This is a genomic window from Jannaschia helgolandensis (genome assembly GCF_900109285.1).
In the GTDB taxonomy this organism is placed as follows: Bacteria; Pseudomonadota; Alphaproteobacteria; order Rhodobacterales; family Rhodobacteraceae; genus Jannaschia; species Jannaschia helgolandensis.
The window spans coordinates 15,980-31,799 of record NZ_FNZQ01000004.1 but is presented as its reverse complement, the minus strand read 5'-3'; the positions used below and the strand labels follow the sequence as shown (position 1 = coordinate 31,799).

General features: G+C 62.6%; 13 protein-coding genes. 9 read left to right on the top strand and 4 right to left on the bottom strand.

All coding sequences use genetic code 11. The features are described from left to right. The first annotated feature begins 17 nt into the window (after nt 1-17). The 5 genes from BMY38_RS10905 (at nt 18) to BMY38_RS10885 (ending at nt 7,069) form a co-directional block, all read left to right on the top strand. Nucleotides 18-1,133, top strand: a complete 1,116-nt coding sequence (locus BMY38_RS10905) for an NUDIX domain-containing protein (protein ID WP_092762766.1) — start codon at nt 18-20, stop codon at nt 1,131-1,133. 53 nt (nt 1,134-1,186) lie between these two features. Beyond that, a complete protein-coding gene (locus tag BMY38_RS10900) occupies nt 1,187-2,212 on the top strand; it encodes a cysteine synthase A (protein WP_092762764.1) in 1,026 nt (341 codons plus the stop codon). Next, nucleotides 2,209-4,650 (top strand): DUF3772 domain-containing protein, encoded by a 2,442-nt coding sequence (locus BMY38_RS10895; RefSeq protein WP_092762762.1) that lies wholly within the window; start codon nt 2,209-2,211, stop codon nt 4,648-4,650. The genes BMY38_RS10900 and BMY38_RS10895 overlap by 4 nt, the downstream gene beginning before the upstream one ends. Beyond that, the gene (locus tag BMY38_RS10890) at nt 4,647-5,363 is read left to right on the top strand and encodes an alanyl-tRNA editing protein (RefSeq protein ID WP_092762760.1); all 717 of its coding nucleotides are present in this window, start codon (nt 4,647-4,649) and stop codon (nt 5,361-5,363) included. The genes BMY38_RS10895 and BMY38_RS10890 overlap by 4 nt, the downstream gene beginning before the upstream one ends. Before the next feature lie 875 nt (nt 5,364-6,238). Continuing rightward, nucleotides 6,239-7,069, top strand: a complete 831-nt coding sequence (locus BMY38_RS10885; protein ID WP_092762758.1) for a bifunctional allantoicase/(S)-ureidoglycine aminohydrolase — start codon at nt 6,239-6,241, stop codon at nt 7,067-7,069. A gap of 50 nt (nt 7,070-7,119) precedes the next feature. Here the strand turns inward: BMY38_RS10885 and BMY38_RS10880 are convergent, their stop codons facing one another. The 3 genes from BMY38_RS10880 to puuE are packed head-to-tail and all read right to left on the bottom strand — an operon-like array spanning nt 7,120 to nt 10,506. Then, complete coding sequence (locus BMY38_RS10880) at nt 7,120-8,562, bottom strand: uracil-xanthine permease family protein (protein ID WP_092762756.1); 1,443 nt, start codon at nt 8,560-8,562, stop codon at nt 7,120-7,122. Nucleotides 8,563-8,611: 49 nt separating this feature from the next. Next, on the bottom strand, nt 8,612-9,100 hold the full coding sequence (locus BMY38_RS10875) for an ureidoglycolate lyase (protein ID WP_092762755.1): 489 nt from the start codon (nt 9,098-9,100) through the stop codon (nt 8,612-8,614). Next, on the bottom strand, nt 9,097-10,506 hold the full coding sequence (gene puuE / locus BMY38_RS10870) for an allantoinase PuuE (protein WP_092762753.1): 1,410 nt from the start codon (nt 10,504-10,506) through the stop codon (nt 9,097-9,099). Before puuE ends, BMY38_RS10875 begins: the two co-directional genes overlap by 4 nt. 142 nt (nt 10,507-10,648) lie before the next feature. Here puuE and uraH point away from each other — a divergent pair, with 142 nt between their 5' ends. From uraH to BMY38_RS10850, 4 genes are all read left to right on the top strand, one after another. Further along, nucleotides 10,649-11,002, top strand: a complete 354-nt coding sequence (gene uraH, locus BMY38_RS10865) for a hydroxyisourate hydrolase (protein WP_092762751.1) — start codon at nt 10,649-10,651, stop codon at nt 11,000-11,002. A gap of 33 nt (nt 11,003-11,035) precedes the next feature. After that, nucleotides 11,036-12,289: a urate hydroxylase PuuD gene (locus BMY38_RS10860; RefSeq protein ID WP_092763320.1), complete on the top strand. Its 1,254-nt coding sequence runs from the start codon at nt 11,036-11,038 to the stop codon at nt 12,287-12,289. Nucleotides 12,290-12,460: 171 nt separating this feature from the next. Continuing rightward, nucleotides 12,461-13,528, top strand: coding sequence for an SDR family oxidoreductase (locus tag BMY38_RS10855; RefSeq protein ID WP_092762749.1), 1,068 nt, complete (start codon nt 12,461-12,463; stop codon nt 13,526-13,528). 197 nt (nt 13,529-13,725) lie between these two features. Then, the gene (locus tag BMY38_RS10850) at nt 13,726-14,745 is read left to right on the top strand and encodes a PAS domain-containing protein (RefSeq protein WP_245737575.1); all 1,020 of its coding nucleotides are present in this window, start codon (nt 13,726-13,728) and stop codon (nt 14,743-14,745) included. On the opposite strand, the gene BMY38_RS10845 is transcribed toward BMY38_RS10850, so the two are convergent. Further along, complete coding sequence (locus BMY38_RS10845) at nt 14,742-15,470, bottom strand: Crp/Fnr family transcriptional regulator (protein ID WP_217638803.1); 729 nt, start codon at nt 15,468-15,470, stop codon at nt 14,742-14,744. The genes BMY38_RS10850 and BMY38_RS10845 overlap by 4 nt on opposite strands. Between the last annotated feature and the right edge of the window lie 350 nt (nt 15,471-15,820).

Sequence of the window (15,820 nt, the reverse complement as noted above, 5' to 3'; positions counted from 1 at the left end):
CCTGCGCTGACCTGGACATGAGCCGTTATTTTCTGTTCGGAACCCTTATGTGGGATGCGCTTCTGACCGATGTGGCCGGGGGCGATGTCGGCTGCATCCGTGCCACGCTGAACGACTGGTCGGTCGAACGTGCGGCGGCGGGTGACTGGCCTGTGCTGGTGTGCGGGGGGCAGGCGACCGGGTATCTGACGGCCCCGCTGGACGGCACGGCAAAGGCCCGGCTGGACTGGTACGAGGTGGCCTTCGGATATGCGCCCGAAGCGGTAACGGTCGACGGGCCCGAGGGGGCAGTCTCGGCTCTGGTCTACCGGGAGGTCGGCGGGGCCGGCGGCGCGGGCGTGCCCTGGTCGCTGACCGATTGGGTTGCGGCGCACGGCGCGCGCACCCGGCTGGCCGCCGCCGAAGTGATGCGCGGCATGGGGCAGGTGACGCCCGCTGAAATTGCGGCACGGCGTGGCGTGGTTCAGTCGCGCGCGCAGGGTATCGTCGCGGCGCGGGGTCACCGGAGGGTCGCAACCGTCGGGGGCGAGGGACGGGCCGATCAGGTCGACGTTCAGCGGGTCGACTATCCCTATGAAGGGTTTCATCGGGTCGAGGAATGGCATCTGGATTATCCGCGCTTCAACGGCACCCGTTCGGGCGTTCTGCAACGCGCGATCTCTCATGCCACGGATGCGGCGACGGTTCTGCCCTATGACCCGGTGCGCGACCGCGTCCTGCTGGTCGAGCAGATCCGTATCGGTGCGCTGGCCAAGGGCGATCCGCAGCCCTGGATGCTGGAGCCTGTCGCCGGCCTGATTGACGTGGGCGAGACGGCCGAGACCGCGGCCATCCGCGAAACGGCGGAGGAGGCGGGTCTTAACGTCGACCCGCAAAACTTTCATTTTGTTGGACGTTACTATCCCAGTCCCGGTGGTCTGGCGCAGATATTACACTCCTACGTGGCGGTCTGCGATCTGCCGGATGACAGCGACGGCCTGCACGGTCTGGACGGCGAGGACGAAGACATTCGTGTCCACGTGGTGCCTCTGGACGATTTGCTGGCGATGGTCGCGTCGGGCGAAGCGGTGAATGCACCGTTGATCATTTCTGCGCAGTGGCTGGCGCTCAACCGGGACACGCTACGCGGTTGAAGCCATGACGACCGAGGGGTAGATGGGATTGTAACCCATCCGGAGGCCCAGACATGATCCATCAGAACCTGACCGAGGCCATCGGCAACACGCCCCTGATCCGGCTGAACCGGGTCAGCGACGACACCGGCTGCGAAATTCTGGGCAAGGCGGAGTTTCTGAACCCCGGTCAGTCGGTAAAGGACCGCGCGGCGCTGTATATCATTCGCGATGCGTTGGCGTCGGGCGCGTTGAAACCCGGTGGCACGATAGTCGAAGGCACCGCCGGAAACACAGGTATCGGTCTGGCGCTGGTGGGCGCGTCGATGGGGTTCAAATCGGTGATCGTCATTCCCGACAGCCAGAGCCAGGAAAAGAAGGACATGCTGAGCCTTGCAGGGGCCACGCTGGTCGAGGTGCCGCCCAAGCCGTATCGCGATCCGAACAATTACATCCACTATGCCCGCCGATTGGCGGACAAGCTGGCCGAGACCGAACCGAACGGCGCGATCTTCGCCAATCAGTTCGACAACACCGCGAACCGGCAGGCGCATGTTGAAACCACTGCCCCCGAAATCTGGGAGCAATTGAATGGCCGCATCGACGGTTTCATCTGTGCCGCAGGGTCGGGCGGCACGGTGGCGGGCGTGGCCCAGGTTCTGCAGCCAAAGGGCGTCAAGGTCGGGCTGGCCGATCCGATGGGCGCGGCGCTTTATAACTTCTATAAGAACGGAGAGCTGGCGTCCGAGGGCAACAGCATTTCGGAAGGCATCGGGCAGGGCCGCATCACCGACAACCTTGAAGGGTTTACCCCCGATTTCGTCTGTCAGGTGACCGACGAGGAAGCGCTGCCCATCGTCTTCGATCTGCTGGAATTCGAGGGCCTCTGCATGGGCGGTTCGACCGGCATCAACATCGGCGGAGCGATGCAGATGGCACGGCATCTGGGGCCGGGGCATACAATCGTAACGATCCTGTGCGACTATGGATCGCGCTATCAGTCGAAGCTCTGGAATCCCGCGTTCCTGCGCGAAAAGGGGCTGCCGGTGCCGCATTGGCTGGATGGTCCACCGCGCGAGGTGCCGACGGCATTCGAATGATCCGGCCCCTGATCCGTATTCTGACCGCCCTGTTGGTGTGGGGGGTGCTGGCGCTGCCGTTGGCGGCGCAGGACGCCACTGCACCCCAGCCAAGTGCTTCGCCGCAAACCTCCACGCCGTCGTCGACCGCGCAGACGCAGAACGCAGCCACGCCTGCCGCCGAGTCCGCGGAGTGGGTCGAACTGGCAAAACGCGCGCGCGGCGTGATCGATGACGGTGCGGCTTCGGTCGAGGCTCTGGGAACGCTGCGGTCCGATCTGGTTCGCTGGCGGGCGCAGTTTTCCGTGGACCGGGAGGCAGGGGCAGAGCGCATCGCGACGCTGAAGACGCAGATAGAAGCGCTTGGCCCGGCTCCCCAAGAAGGGTCATCCGAGGCACCCGATATTGCATCGCAGCGCGCAGACCTGAATGCCCAGCTGGAAACGCTCATGGCTCCGGTCCGCCTGGCGCAGGCCGAATTCGCCCGCGCCGATGGTCTGATCGCCGAAACGGACCGCCTGATCGAGCAGGACCGCACAAAGCGAGTCCTGGAAAAAGGTCCCGCGCCACTCAATCCAGTCAACTGGCTGCCAACCGTAACCGCCATCGGCAGCTGGCTTGCCGCTTTCGGGCGGGAAATGTGGCAGCCGTTCGCCACCCCCACGGACCGCGCCGTCTGGCAGTCGCGCGGGGTTGAACTGGGGCTGCTGATCTTTGTGGCGGTCATGCTCCTTTGGAGATCGGGCGTCTGGCTGGCCCGCCTGCGCGACCGCATCGCCAGGGATGAGGCGGACAGCGCAATAGTGCGTATCATCCTGCTGGGGATTTCGCTGGTCCGTCTTATCCTGCCGGTACTGGGCTTGTTTGCGATTGTCCGTATCCTGCAACTGATGGGGGCCGAAGGTCCGCGCGTTGCAGTGGCCACGACGACGCTGCCGATCATGGGGCTGGTCACGCTGCTGGCGCGCTGGCTGGCGTTACAGGCCCTGCCGCGGCGAGAAACGGTGGAGGCGTTCCTGCCGGTCGCGCCCGATCGTCGGGCCGAGGCGCGACGGCATGCGCTGATGTTGGGTTTCCTTCTGGCCTGCGCCTTCGCGGTCGAGGTGATTGCGCCCACATCCGCCGACCCGGCGGTCAGCCGTGCGGTGTCGCATTTCGTCATCCTGACATTTGCCGGGCTGATCCTGTTCCGGCTGGGTCAGTTGTTCCTGTCGCAGGGACTTGCCGCGCGCGACGACGAAGCGGAAGGGTTCTGGGCACAGGTCCTGCGTTTTCTGGGCCGGGCGCTGATCGTCGTCGGGCTGGTGACACCGGTCATCTCGGCGGTCGGCTATGTCAATCTGGCCGGTGCGATCCTCTGGCCTTCTGTCATGTCGCTGGCGTTGATCATGCTGATCGGCATCCTTCAGGGGCTGGCGTTCGACATCTATGCCGCCGTGACGCGCCGGTCGGATGCCGGACGCGATGCGCTGACACCGACGCTGATCGGGTTCGCACTGGCCATCGCATCGGCGCCTGCGTTCGCTATGATCTGGGGTGTGCGCGGGACGGTTCTGGCGGAATGGTGGACAAGGTTCCTGCGCGGTTTCACCATCGCCGGGACCGATATTTCGCCCGCAAGTTTCATGACCTTCGCGATTGTCTTCGCGCTGGGCTACATGATCGTCCGTCTGCTGAAGGGTGTGCTGCGCATCAGTGTGCTGCCCAAGACCAAGCTGGATACGGGCGGGACCAACGCCATTCTGTCCGGCACCGGTTATCTCGGGATCACGGTTGCCGCGCTGGTCGCCATCACGGCGGCGGGCATCAACCTGAGCGGTCTGGCCATTGTCGCGGGTGCTCTGTCGGTCGGTATCGGTTTCGGCCTGCAGACCATCGTGCAGAACTTCGTGTCGGGTGTCATCCTGCTGATCGAGCGTCCCATCAAACTGGGCGATTGGGTGAACGTCGGCGGGGTCGAGGGATTCGTGCGCGAGATTTCGGTGCGCTCCACCCGGATCGAGACGTTCGACCGTCAGGATGTGATCGTGCCGAACGCGGATCTGATTTCTGGAGTTGTGACCAATTATACCTTGCAGAATTCCTCCGGGCGCGTTGTTCTGACGGTCGGCGTGGCCTATGGCAGCGATACGCGCCGGGTCGAGAAGATCCTGACCGAAGTGGCCGAAGCCCATCCGATGGTCGTGCTCAACCCCGGCCCTCTGGTGACGTTCGACGGGTTCGGGGCGGATAGCCTGAACTTTACGATTCGCGTCGTCTTGCGCGATATCCTGTTCAGGCCGATCGTCGCGTCGGAGCTGAACCACGGGATTGCAGAACGTTTCAAGGCGGAAGATCTGGAGATTCCTTTCGCGCAACGCGATATCTGGTTACGAAACCCCGAGGTGCTGCGGACAACCGCGCCCGATACTGCCCCGCCATCCGATCACACGCCCGACCAGCCCCCCGAGACGACATGACCGACATGCTGTACCGCACCCATCCCTATCGGAAGTCCGCCGTCGGCCGTGTGATGGCGCTGACGCCCGAGGGTGGGATCGTGCCTGATGCGTCGATCTTCTATGCCAAGGGCGGCGGTCAACCCGGCGACAGCGGGCACATCGCCTGGGACGGTGGCGGCTGTGATATTGCGGGCGCGGTCAAGGGGGTGGAGGACGCCATCGTTCTGGTCCCCGCCGAGGAATCGCCGCTGCCGCCGCTGGGGGCCGAGATCGAGATGCGTCTGGACTGGGACCGCCGCCACCGTTTCATGCGGATGCACACGGCGTTACATCTTCTGTCGGTCGTGGTGCCGTTGCCGGTAACAGGAGGTCAGATCGGAGCGGAGAAGTCGCGGCTGGATTTCGTCATGCCCGAGGTGATCTTTGATCGGGATTTCATTCAGGACCGGCTGACCCAGTTGATCGCCGAGGATCATGCCGTCACCGAGGAGTGGATCACCGAAGCCGAGCTGGATGCCAATCCGGGCCTGGTCAAGACGCTGTCCGTGCAGCCGCCGCGCGGGGCCGGGCATATCCGCCTGGTGCGGATCGGAACCACCGATGCGCCGGTCGACCTGCAACCCTGTGGCGGCACGCATGTCCGCTCCACCGCCGAGATCGGCGCGGTCGAGGTCGGCAAGATCGAGAACAAGGGCAAGTCCAACCGGCGGATCTCGATCATTCTGGTCTGAGGTGGGGACGGGTCGGAGGCGCGGTACGCATGGCCCAGGCTCCCGCAGATATACCCCAGGCGGGAATTGCGTCCCTAAGTCTTATGGGCAGGGGGCGAGGTGCCATACTTCATCTGCGGGGGGTCGCGGTCAATGGGTCAGAATCTGACTGGCTGGACTATGCGTCATCGCGACGAGGGTGCGGGCTGCGATACCGGATCGACGCCCCTACATGCCAAGCAACACGTATGAGATTGCGGCGAACAAAGGCGCGGCCACCGCGATCAATACCCCGGCGTGAGCCAGGGTGCAGATGCGGTGGTCGGCCTCGTTCCAGGGCACGATCCCGGTGCGGGCGGATCTGTGAGTGACCGTGGAGCAAACCGGGGTCGTACGACCGGAAACCGATGATAGGGACAGGGCAGACCTGCCGAAGCCCAAGTTGTAGGAAGGATCGGGATTGAACATGAAAACAATTGAACTGGTAAAAACTAAGGCGTCTTAACGGATTGTTAACTATTATCACGAACGGGTGATTCATGCGTGTCAGGCATTTCCCGTCAACCTGTAATACCTGCCTTAACTATTTGTAATTGTGTGTATAGCTGCCGAAATATTTCGTAAGTCGCGGCCAACCTGTTGTCCAGGCGCTCTCGATCCGTCTTCGGTCAGGCTGCGGGCTCGGTGGTGCATGATCGGAATTCGCCGCCCTGAACTATGCGCCATCCGCAGAGGATTGCGGCGGACGCCTGGACGCTGCTGGCGCCCGCACGATACGTAGATCGTGACCCCGCGCGGGCCGGACACGTTGACATCGGGGACAGTCGCCCGACAAGTTGCGGCAATTGCGCCGGGTTCATGTCTGTCGCATCGCCAATCAATAATCCGGAGCAGGCATGTCAAAGACACCCTATTTCGCCCCCAGGGGCGGCCACCCGCCCCAGACCGACCTGCTGACCGATCGCGCCGTCTTCACCGAAGCCTATGCCGTGATCCCCAAAGGGACGATGCGCGATATCACGACCAGTTTCCTGCCGTTCTGGACAGCCACGCGCCTCTGGGTCCTCGCCCGGCCCCTGTCGGGGTTCGCCGAGACCTTCAGTCACTATATCATGGAGGTTCAGCCCGGTGGTGGGTCGGACAGGCCCGAAACCGACGCGGGCGCACAGGGCGTGTTGTTCGTGGTCGAGGGCACCGTCTCGCTTACGGTGGCGGGGCAGGCGCATGATCTGGGCGAAGGCGGCTATGCCTATGTCCCTGCGGGCGCAGACTGGTCATTGCGCAACGACGGCGGTGCAGTCGCGCGGTTCCACTGGATCCGCAAGGCCTATGTCGCGGTCGAGGGGCTGGACGCTCCGGACCCGCTGATCCTGAACGATGCCGACATCGCGCCGACCGTCATGCCCGACACCGACGGTGCCTGGGCCACGACGCGGTTTGTCGATCCGACCGATCTTCGCCACGACATGCATGTCACCATTGTCACGTTTCAGCCGGGCGGTGTGATCCCGTTCCTGGAAACGCACGTCATGGAACACGGGCTGTATGTGTTGGAGGGCAAGGCTGTCTACCGCCTGAACGCCGACTGGGTCGAGGTCGAGGCGGGCGATTACATGTGGCTGCGCGCATTCTGTCCGCAGGCCTGTTACGCGGGTGGGCCGGGGCCGTTCCGGTATCTGCTCTACAAGGATGTGAACCGGCATATGGCGTTGCCGCGTTCTGGCTAGCGACGGTTCGATCCGGAACGGCCCCCGCCCGTAAGCGGGGGCCGGATATCCTAGTGGCGCGGGGTCTCCAGCGGGATGCCCTCTGGCTGCCTGCGTCCGGCCATGCCGCCAGAGACTTCCTCGGTTGCCTCATCGGACAGGTGTTCGGGCAGAACGAGGTTCAGGATGATGGCGATGAACGCCGCAGGCAACAGACCCGAGACCATCAGGACACGCGCCCATTCAGGCAGATACTGCACTGCGCCCGGTTCCAGCTGAAGGCCAAGGCCAATCGACAGGGAGACCGCGAAGATCACCATGTTGCGCCGGTTCCAGTCGACATCGGACAGCATCGAAACGCCCGCCGCGACGACCATGCCAAACATCACGATCACACCACCGCCCAAGACCTCGATGGGCACCGTGCGGATGACGCCGCCGACTTTCGGCACCAGTCCCGAGATGATCAGGAAAATCGCGCCGCAGGTCACGACGTGACGCGACATCACGCCGGTCATCGCGATCAGGCCGACGTTCTGGCTGAACGATGTGTTCGGGAACCCGCCGAACACGCCTGCAATCGCAGTGCCCAGACCGTCGGCATAGGTCGCGCCCTGGATCTCCGTATCGGTGGCTTCGCGTCCCGCCCCGCCCTTGGTGATGCCCGACACGTCGCCGACCGTCTCGATAGCCGAGACGAAGGCCATCAGGCAGAAGCCGACGATGGCCGCGACGCTGAACTCGAACCCATACTTGAAGGGTTGGGGCAGGGCGAAGGCGGCGGAGCGGTTCCACGATGAGGTGATGGCCTCGACCGTCAGGATGCCGACGCCCAATGCATAGACATAGCCGACTATCAGGCCGATCAGCACCGCCGAGACGGCCAGCATGCCGCGGGTGAAGAACTTGAGGCCCAGCGTCACCGCAATGACGACCAGCGCCGCCGACCAGTTCAGCAGACTGCCGTATTCCGGCGTGCCGATGGCGGGAACGCCGCCTGCCGCGTACTGGATGCCGACGCGGACCAGCGCCAGGCCGATCATCGTGACGACAAGGCCGGTGACCAGCGGTGGCAGCGCAAAGCGGATCTTGCCGATGAACGTGCCGATCAGCGTGTGGAACAGACCGCCCATGATGACGCCCGTGAACAGCGCGGCCAAGCCATCGACACCCTTGCCCGCAACCAGCGGGATCATGATGGGCAGGAAGGCAAAGGATGTGCCCTGCACGATGGGCAGGCCCGCACCGACCGGCCCCAGCGTGATGGTCTGCAACAGGGTGGCAACGCCAGCGAACAGCATCGACATCTGGATCAGGTAGAGCAGTTCCGGAAAATCGGGAGAGTTCGACCCGAAGCCGAAGCCCGCCGCACCCGCGATGATGATCGCAGGCGTGACATTCGAGACGAACATGGCGAGGACGTGCTGGATGCCCAGCGGGATCGCCTTGTGGAGCGGTGGAGTATAGTCCGGATCGCGGAGCTGCTCCGGCGTTCCGATGGATGTGTCGGTCATTTCGTATCCCTCTTGGTGTGGTGGGACCGCTCTTGTCGGCGGTTCCCGATCAGTTGGCCGTTACCCGCCAGGGGGTTTCGAACCAATGTTCTTCCAGGTTGTCGCCCGGTCCGATCCGGTCGATGACCGCAAACAGGCCCGGTGGGGCCAAAGGCGTCAAGACGCCGTGCCATGTGCCGCGATGAAAGTTTACGCCCTGACCCTGTGAGGCAACAAAGGCGCGGGGTGCGCCCGGCGTCCCGTCGGCATCGGCGGCCACGATCACCAGCCAGTCGTTCTGGTGCATCGGCACGAAGGCCTGAGACCCGTCGGGATGTCGTTCCATCATGTCCAGATCGTGCGGCAGGCTGCGCGGGACGGCATCGAAAATGCTGATCCCGGCGCGTCCTTCCGTGAAGTCCAGCCGGGCACGGTCATGAAAGCGGCTACAGAGACCCTGATTGATGATTTTATCGGCATCACCGGAAGCGGCCAGCACATCGCCGAACGGGGCGAAAGCCTTGGCCGTCAGCGGTTCGGGCCGGATCGTGCGGGTCATGGCAGAATGGCTTTCAGGCGGTGCAGGGCGATGCGCTCGACTTGCTGGCAGGCCTCGTCGAATTCGCGGGCGCGATCATGAGCAACGCGGCTTTGGAACGCGGCGAGGATGCTGCTCTTGTCGTGGTCGCGCACCGCGATGATGAAGGGAAACCCGTGGCGCGCGACATATTCGGTATTCAGCCGGGTAAATATCGCACGCTCGTCGTCGGTCAGGGCATCCAGGCCCGCACTGGCCTGTTCCGAGGTGCTTTCCTCCGTCAGACGCCTGGCCGCAGCCAGTTTGCCAGCCAGATCGGGATGCGCGGTCAGGACGCCAAGGCGGTCGTCCTCGGACGCACAGCGGAAGGCGCGGCAGAGGGCGCTGTGCAACCCGACTGCCGTGTCGTGCGCAGGACCAAGCTCCAGATCGAAGGCGCGTTCCGCGACCCACGGCGAGTGCTCGAAAATACCACCGAAGCGGGCGACGAAACTATCGCGATCCATCTGGCTGGGGTTTTCGCGCCGTGTATGGGGATGGGTTGCGGCCCAATGGTCGGCGATCTGTTCGCGGGTGGCGAACCAGACATCACCCCTGGTCCGCGCGTGGTCGAGAAACCGTTGCAGGGCTTCGGCCCGACCCGGGCGACCGACCAGACGGCAATGCAACCCGACCGACATCATCTTGGGCGCGCCCGCGACACCCTCGGCGTGCAGCGTATCGAAAGTGGCGCGCAGGTAGTCGAAGAACTGTTCGGGCGCATTGAACCCCTGTGGCGTGGCAAAGCGCATGTCGTTGCAGTCCAGCGTATAGGGCACGATCAACTGATCCCTGTCACCCACTTCAATCCAATAGGGCAGGTCGTCGGCATAAGAGTCGGCAACATATGCGAAGGCCCCTGTCCCGGTGGCCAGCCGGATCGTGTTTTTCGATGATCGCCCGCAGTAGAACCCCCGCGGTGGCGTGCCCACAACCTCGATATGCAGGCGGATGGCTTCAGCGATGGCGGTGCGTTCGTCGTTTTCCGCCATGTCCTTGTGCTCGATCCATTTCAGACCGTGCGACGCGATTTCCCAACCGGCATCCCGCATCGCATCCACCTGTGCGGGCGACCGGGCCAGTGCAGTGGCAACCCCATAGACGGTTACAGGCAAATCGCGCAGCATCCGGTGCAGTCGCCAGAAGCCTGCGCGGGCGCCGTATTCGTAGATCGATTCCATATTGGCGTGGCGTTGACCGGGCCAGGCGGCGGCCCCTAGGATTTCCGACAGGAAGGCTTCGGACGCCGCATCACCATGCAGAATGTTATTTTCACCGCCTTCTTCGTAATTCAGGACGATCTGAACGGCGATCTTCGCGCCGTTCGGCCACTGCGGGTCCGGCGGCGTGGGGCCGTAGCCCTGTAGGTCGCGGGGATATCGGGTCATCGGCGGCTCCTGCGGTGCTGATGGCCATATGGCGACAGCTTTGCGGTGACTTTCAAGGGAAGGGGCGGAATTTTCGGGATTCTCCACTTCACCTTGGCTCGCGCGCATTGCATCCTTACGACTTGCAAAAGGAAAGCATGCCATGGCCGGATACCTTACGACGCACGTTCTGGACACGGCGCGCGGCTGCCCCGCCGAGGGGTTGGAAGTTCACCTGTACCGCATCGACGGCGACACCCGGACGCCACTGCGCGTCCTGACGACCAACGTCGACGGACGCACCGATACGCAGATCCTGCCGGCGACGGAATTCGCGGCGGGAACCTATGAACTGGTGTTTCACTGCGGGGATTATTTCGATCGCTGCGGCGTGCCGTCGGAAAGCCCCAGGTTCCTCGACACCGTGCCGTTGCGGTTCGGCATGTCACAGGCCGCGCATTACCACGTGCCGCTTTTGCTGTCGCCGTTCGGCTATACCACCTATCGCGGCAGCTGAGCCTGCCTGCCACCGACGACGGAGATGCTGCCGATGTACGATCTTGCCATCATGTGGGACTGGCTGGCCTTTGCGGTGCGCTGGCTGCACGTCATAACCGCGATCGCGTGGATCGGGTCGTCGTTCTATTTCATCGCGTTGGATCTGGGACTGCGGAAAGACGTGCCCTTGCCCCCCGGCGCGTCGGGCGAGGAATGGCAGGTCCATGGCGGCGGCTTTTACCATATCCAGAAATACATGGTCGCGCCGGACAACATGCCCGACCACCTGATCTGGTTCAAATGGGAAAGCTATGCCACATGGTTGTCCGGCGCGGCCCTTCTGGCGGTCGTCTACTGGGCCGGGGCGGAGTTATTCCTGATCGACCCGGCCAAGGCCGACCTTGCCACATGGCAAGCCATCGCGATTTCGGCGGCGTTCCTCGGCGTGGGTTGGATCGGTTATGACCTGCTATGCAAATCTCCTTTGAAAACAAGACCGACTGCGGTGATGTTAATCCTGTTTATCGGGATCGTCGTGTTCAGTTGGGTGCTCAATCAGGTCTTTACCGGGCGCGCCGCCCTGTTGCATCTGGGTGCGATGACGGGGACGATCATGACGGCCAACGTCTTCTTCGTCATCATGCCGAACCAGCGCATCGTAGTTGCCGACCTGCAGGCCGGGCGCACTCCGGACCCGAAGTACGGTCAGATCGCCAAGCTGCGGTCGACGCATAACAATTATCTGACATTGCCGGTGATATTCCTGATGCTGTCGGGCCATTATCCACTGGCCTTCGGAACGCAATACGCCTGGATCATCGCGGCGCTTGTGTTCCTGATGGGTGTCACGATCCGGCATTACTTCAACACAAAGCATGCGACCGGCAGCGGCCCGGCCTGGACACTGGGTGCGACGGCGGTGATTTTCGTGGTGATTGCCTGGCTGTCTACCGCCTCCACATGGGATGGTGATTACGATGCGGTCGAAGCCATGCCGCTGACCGACGGTCAGATGCGCTATGCACAGGCCGAGGGTTTCGCCGAGGTCGAAAACATCGTGCTGGGCCGCTGTTCGATGTGTCACGCGCGCGCACCGAACTGGGACGGCCTGCGGTGGGCGCCCAAGGGCGTCTATCTGGAAACCACCGGCGACATCGCGGCACAGGCCCGCCAGATATATTTACAGGCTGGTGTGACGCAGGCCATGCCCCCCGCCAACCTTACTGGTATCACGCCCGCCGAACGCCGGGCCCTTGTCGCGTGGTTCAATGCGGCGGGCGGTAACCGGCTTGCGGTTACGGACTGACCCTTTCTGTCCCTTCCTGCGCAAGATCCCGGACAGGGTCCGGTCGGGCCCGCGGCATGCGGTTGCCCTGAAGCATGGAATGCCGGGTGCCGGAACCTTTTGCGTGGGAACGTGCGTTTGTCTGACTGAGCGGTCCATCGGGTCGCATGGCCGTTTCCGCAGGAGTCCTCAATGTCCCGAACCCATCATCCCGTCGCCGTGGTCGCCGGAGGGTCCGCAGGCGTGGGCCGCGCGACAGTAGATGCCCTTTTGGACCGGGGATACCGCGTTGCGGTCCTGGCCCGCGGGCAGGAACGTCTGGACGAAATGGCGGCCGAACTGGGCGACCGCATCTGGACCGAGGCGGTCGATGTGTCGGACGGCACACTGTTGGATCAGGCCGCGAACCGGATCGTGGCGGAATTCGGTGTGCCCGAAATCTGGGTCAATTCCGCCATGCTCACAAGCTTCTCGCCTTTCGACAAGGTCGACGAGACGGAGTTCCGCAAGATCACCGAGACCACGTATCTTGGCACGGTAAACGGCTGCCGCGCTGCGCTGCGCATCATGTCGCGTGGCAATATCGTCAATGTCGGGTCCGGCCTTGCCTATGTCTCCGTTCCGAACCAGGCGGCCTATTGCGGCGCGAAACATGCGGTCGAAGGCTTCACACAGGCCCTGCGCATCGAAATCAGGCAGGCCGGTCGCCCGATTACACTATCGATGGTGCAATTGCCTGCGGTGAACACGCCGCAATTTGACTGGGCGCGCAACCGGATGGACCGCAAACCGCAACCCGCCCCGCCGATATTTCAGCCGGAAGTCGCTGCACGGGGTATTCTTCGGGCCATTGATACGGATGCGCGGGAAATGCTGGTCGGCGGTTCTGTCCTTAAACTGATGGTCGGCAATATTCTGGCCCCCGACGTGGTGGAGAGCAGATTGGAGGATCAGGGCGTTCGCATGCAAAAGTCCGACCGACCGACGGAGGATGGACCCGATAACCTGGATGGGCCGGTTCGGGATCAGGCGGCGAATGCGCACGGTCCCTATGACAGTCGCGCTTATGATGACGGGCTGATTGTCGACGGCGACCTTATGCGCAAGGCGCTGGTCTTTGGCGGGGCCGCAGCTATCCTGGGGCTTGGTATCCTCGTCGGGCGTTCGACGAAACCGGCGAACGGATCTTCGCCGCAGCAAGATCTGAATGGGGCAACGGCCGTACCGTCCTATCATCGCCCGGTCGAATACAGATCCTGAGATATCCGTGCGTCTTATGCGGCATCATAAACCGGTCGGATGATATATTGATATTTGATAACATCGCACGTTTCCGTGCGTGACCTGACTTGAGGACACCGGAGAACTGGGTTCTATGGGGGCGCGCCGCAGGACATTGCGGTGCGGCATGATACAAGAATCCCTGCACCCATTGGTCCATTTCGAAAGGATTAAGATTGGAAGATGTCGTCGCAGCGCGACTGGCCGAACTGTCGGCCAGTTGGAACAAAGCCAAAGGTGAAGTGTTCCGGCAGGCAATCAGTCATATCCGCATGCCCCTGTGCATCAGCGATCCTACGCAAACCGACAATCCCATTGTATTCGCGAACGATGCCTTCTGTGATTTGACAGGTTATTCGATGGAGGAGGTTATCGGTCGGAATTGCAGGTTCCTGCAGGGACCGGGCACCACACGCGACAGCATCGAGAGGTTGCGCGAGGTCCTGACCGGCGAGGAGCTGGCGACAGTCGAGATCGTGAATTATCGCAAGGATGGTTCGGAATTCGTAAATGCGCTGCAACTCGGTCCGATTTCCGACCCGGACGGCAATTTGGTGTTTTATTTCGGATCGCAACTCGACGTCTCGTCTCAGCGAAGGAAAGAGAAGGAAGCGGCGGCGCTTCGGTCCCGCGAATTGCTTCATCGGTTGCGCAATATCGTGAATGTCATGGCCGTCGTCATCAAGATGACAAGTCGGGACTATCCAGGGTCCGAAGCCTTGCGCGACGTGATCACGGGCCGGTTGCTCGCCTTGGGAAAAGCGCATTTCGACACGATTGGAGAGGATGGATCACGGGAAAGTCTTGCTCTGGCGCAGATCGCCGAGACCATCCTTCATGCCTATGCCCCGATGGCCGAAACGCAGTTTGTATTGAACGGTCCGGTCATGGTCCTGCCCGAATCTCGGGTCACGCCTTTGACGCTGATCCTGCATGAACTTGCGACCAATGCAGTGAAATACGGTGCCCTGAGCGCACCGCAAGGGCACGTCGACCTATCCTGGCATTTGGATTGCGGTGTTCTGAACCTGGTCTGGCAGGAAAATGGGGGTCCAGCCGTCACCGTCCCGAAACGCGAGGGCGGGTCCGGGATCATTCGCACCATAGTCGGGGCCGTGGGCGGGACGATCGTGTTCGACTGGAAAGCGGACGGCCTGCGTGTGGATGTGCAGATGTCTGTCGGAGAACAGGCCTAGGCCCGATTTAGTCCGATGGTCAGGAAGCCTGGATCGAACTGACCGATTTCGGTCAGCTTTGTCAGGTCGGTGATCGTCACCCGACCGTCCTGAAAGACGCAGCATTCCGCCTCGCGCAGTTCCCGCAGGACACGGTTCACATGCACGGCGGACATGCCGCAAGCTTCGCCCAGATCGGTCTGCGTCAACGGCAGGTTGAAGCTGTGACCTTCGGCCAGTCCGGCCATTCCCAGCCGGGCCTCCATCTCGCACAGGAAATTGGCGATCCGCCCGCTGGCCCGCAGGGCGCCGACGCGGAACGACCAGTACCGGTGGATGGATGCGTCGATGACGGTCTGACCCCAGAGGGAAATGCCTATGTCAGGCATGTCGATCAGCAGTTGCCGAAGGAGATCGTGAGGAAGGACGGCGAATCTGACATTCGTCATGGCCGTCACATCATGGTCCAGGGTTCCGATGGGAAAGCTGTGCAGATCAACAAAGTCGCCCGGAACCTCCAGCGCGACCATTTCACGAAAATCGCGGTGCGGTCCGGGAACATGCCGCCCGACGATCCCGTCCATCAACAACAGGCTGCGGTCCAGCGACTCGCCCATTCGCGAGATCAGGGTCTTGGCCGTGACATCCCTGATTTCAGTGCAGCAGTCGCGCACGGCGTCCCATTCGCGATCCGTCAGTCGCGCGGCCATGCCCCGTTTAACAAGAGCGCTCTTTTCGACGGTCATCTTCGTCCTCCTCTTGGCGGGTGCCAGTCGATTTCATCTATCAGGTATTGCGCAAGACCCGGGTGTCCATGCAAATCCGCCTTTCTTTGACTAATTGCTGATCAGAATAGTTTTTCCGGGTTATCGACCGCCCGTGATTGCGCGAAACCCTGTGTGATCTGGCGCTGTATCAAGATGGGTTAGCGGGCATTGACTCCGCCCCGCTTGCAGGTTCACGCCACAGGATGTGCGCGGGAAACAAGACCCACATCCTCCGTTCACGTCTCTGGCTTGACCCGTCAGGAAGCCCGGCAGCCATCCTGGCTCGCACATTGGCCCTATGGTGGGACACGGGCCTGATCAGCGGACAA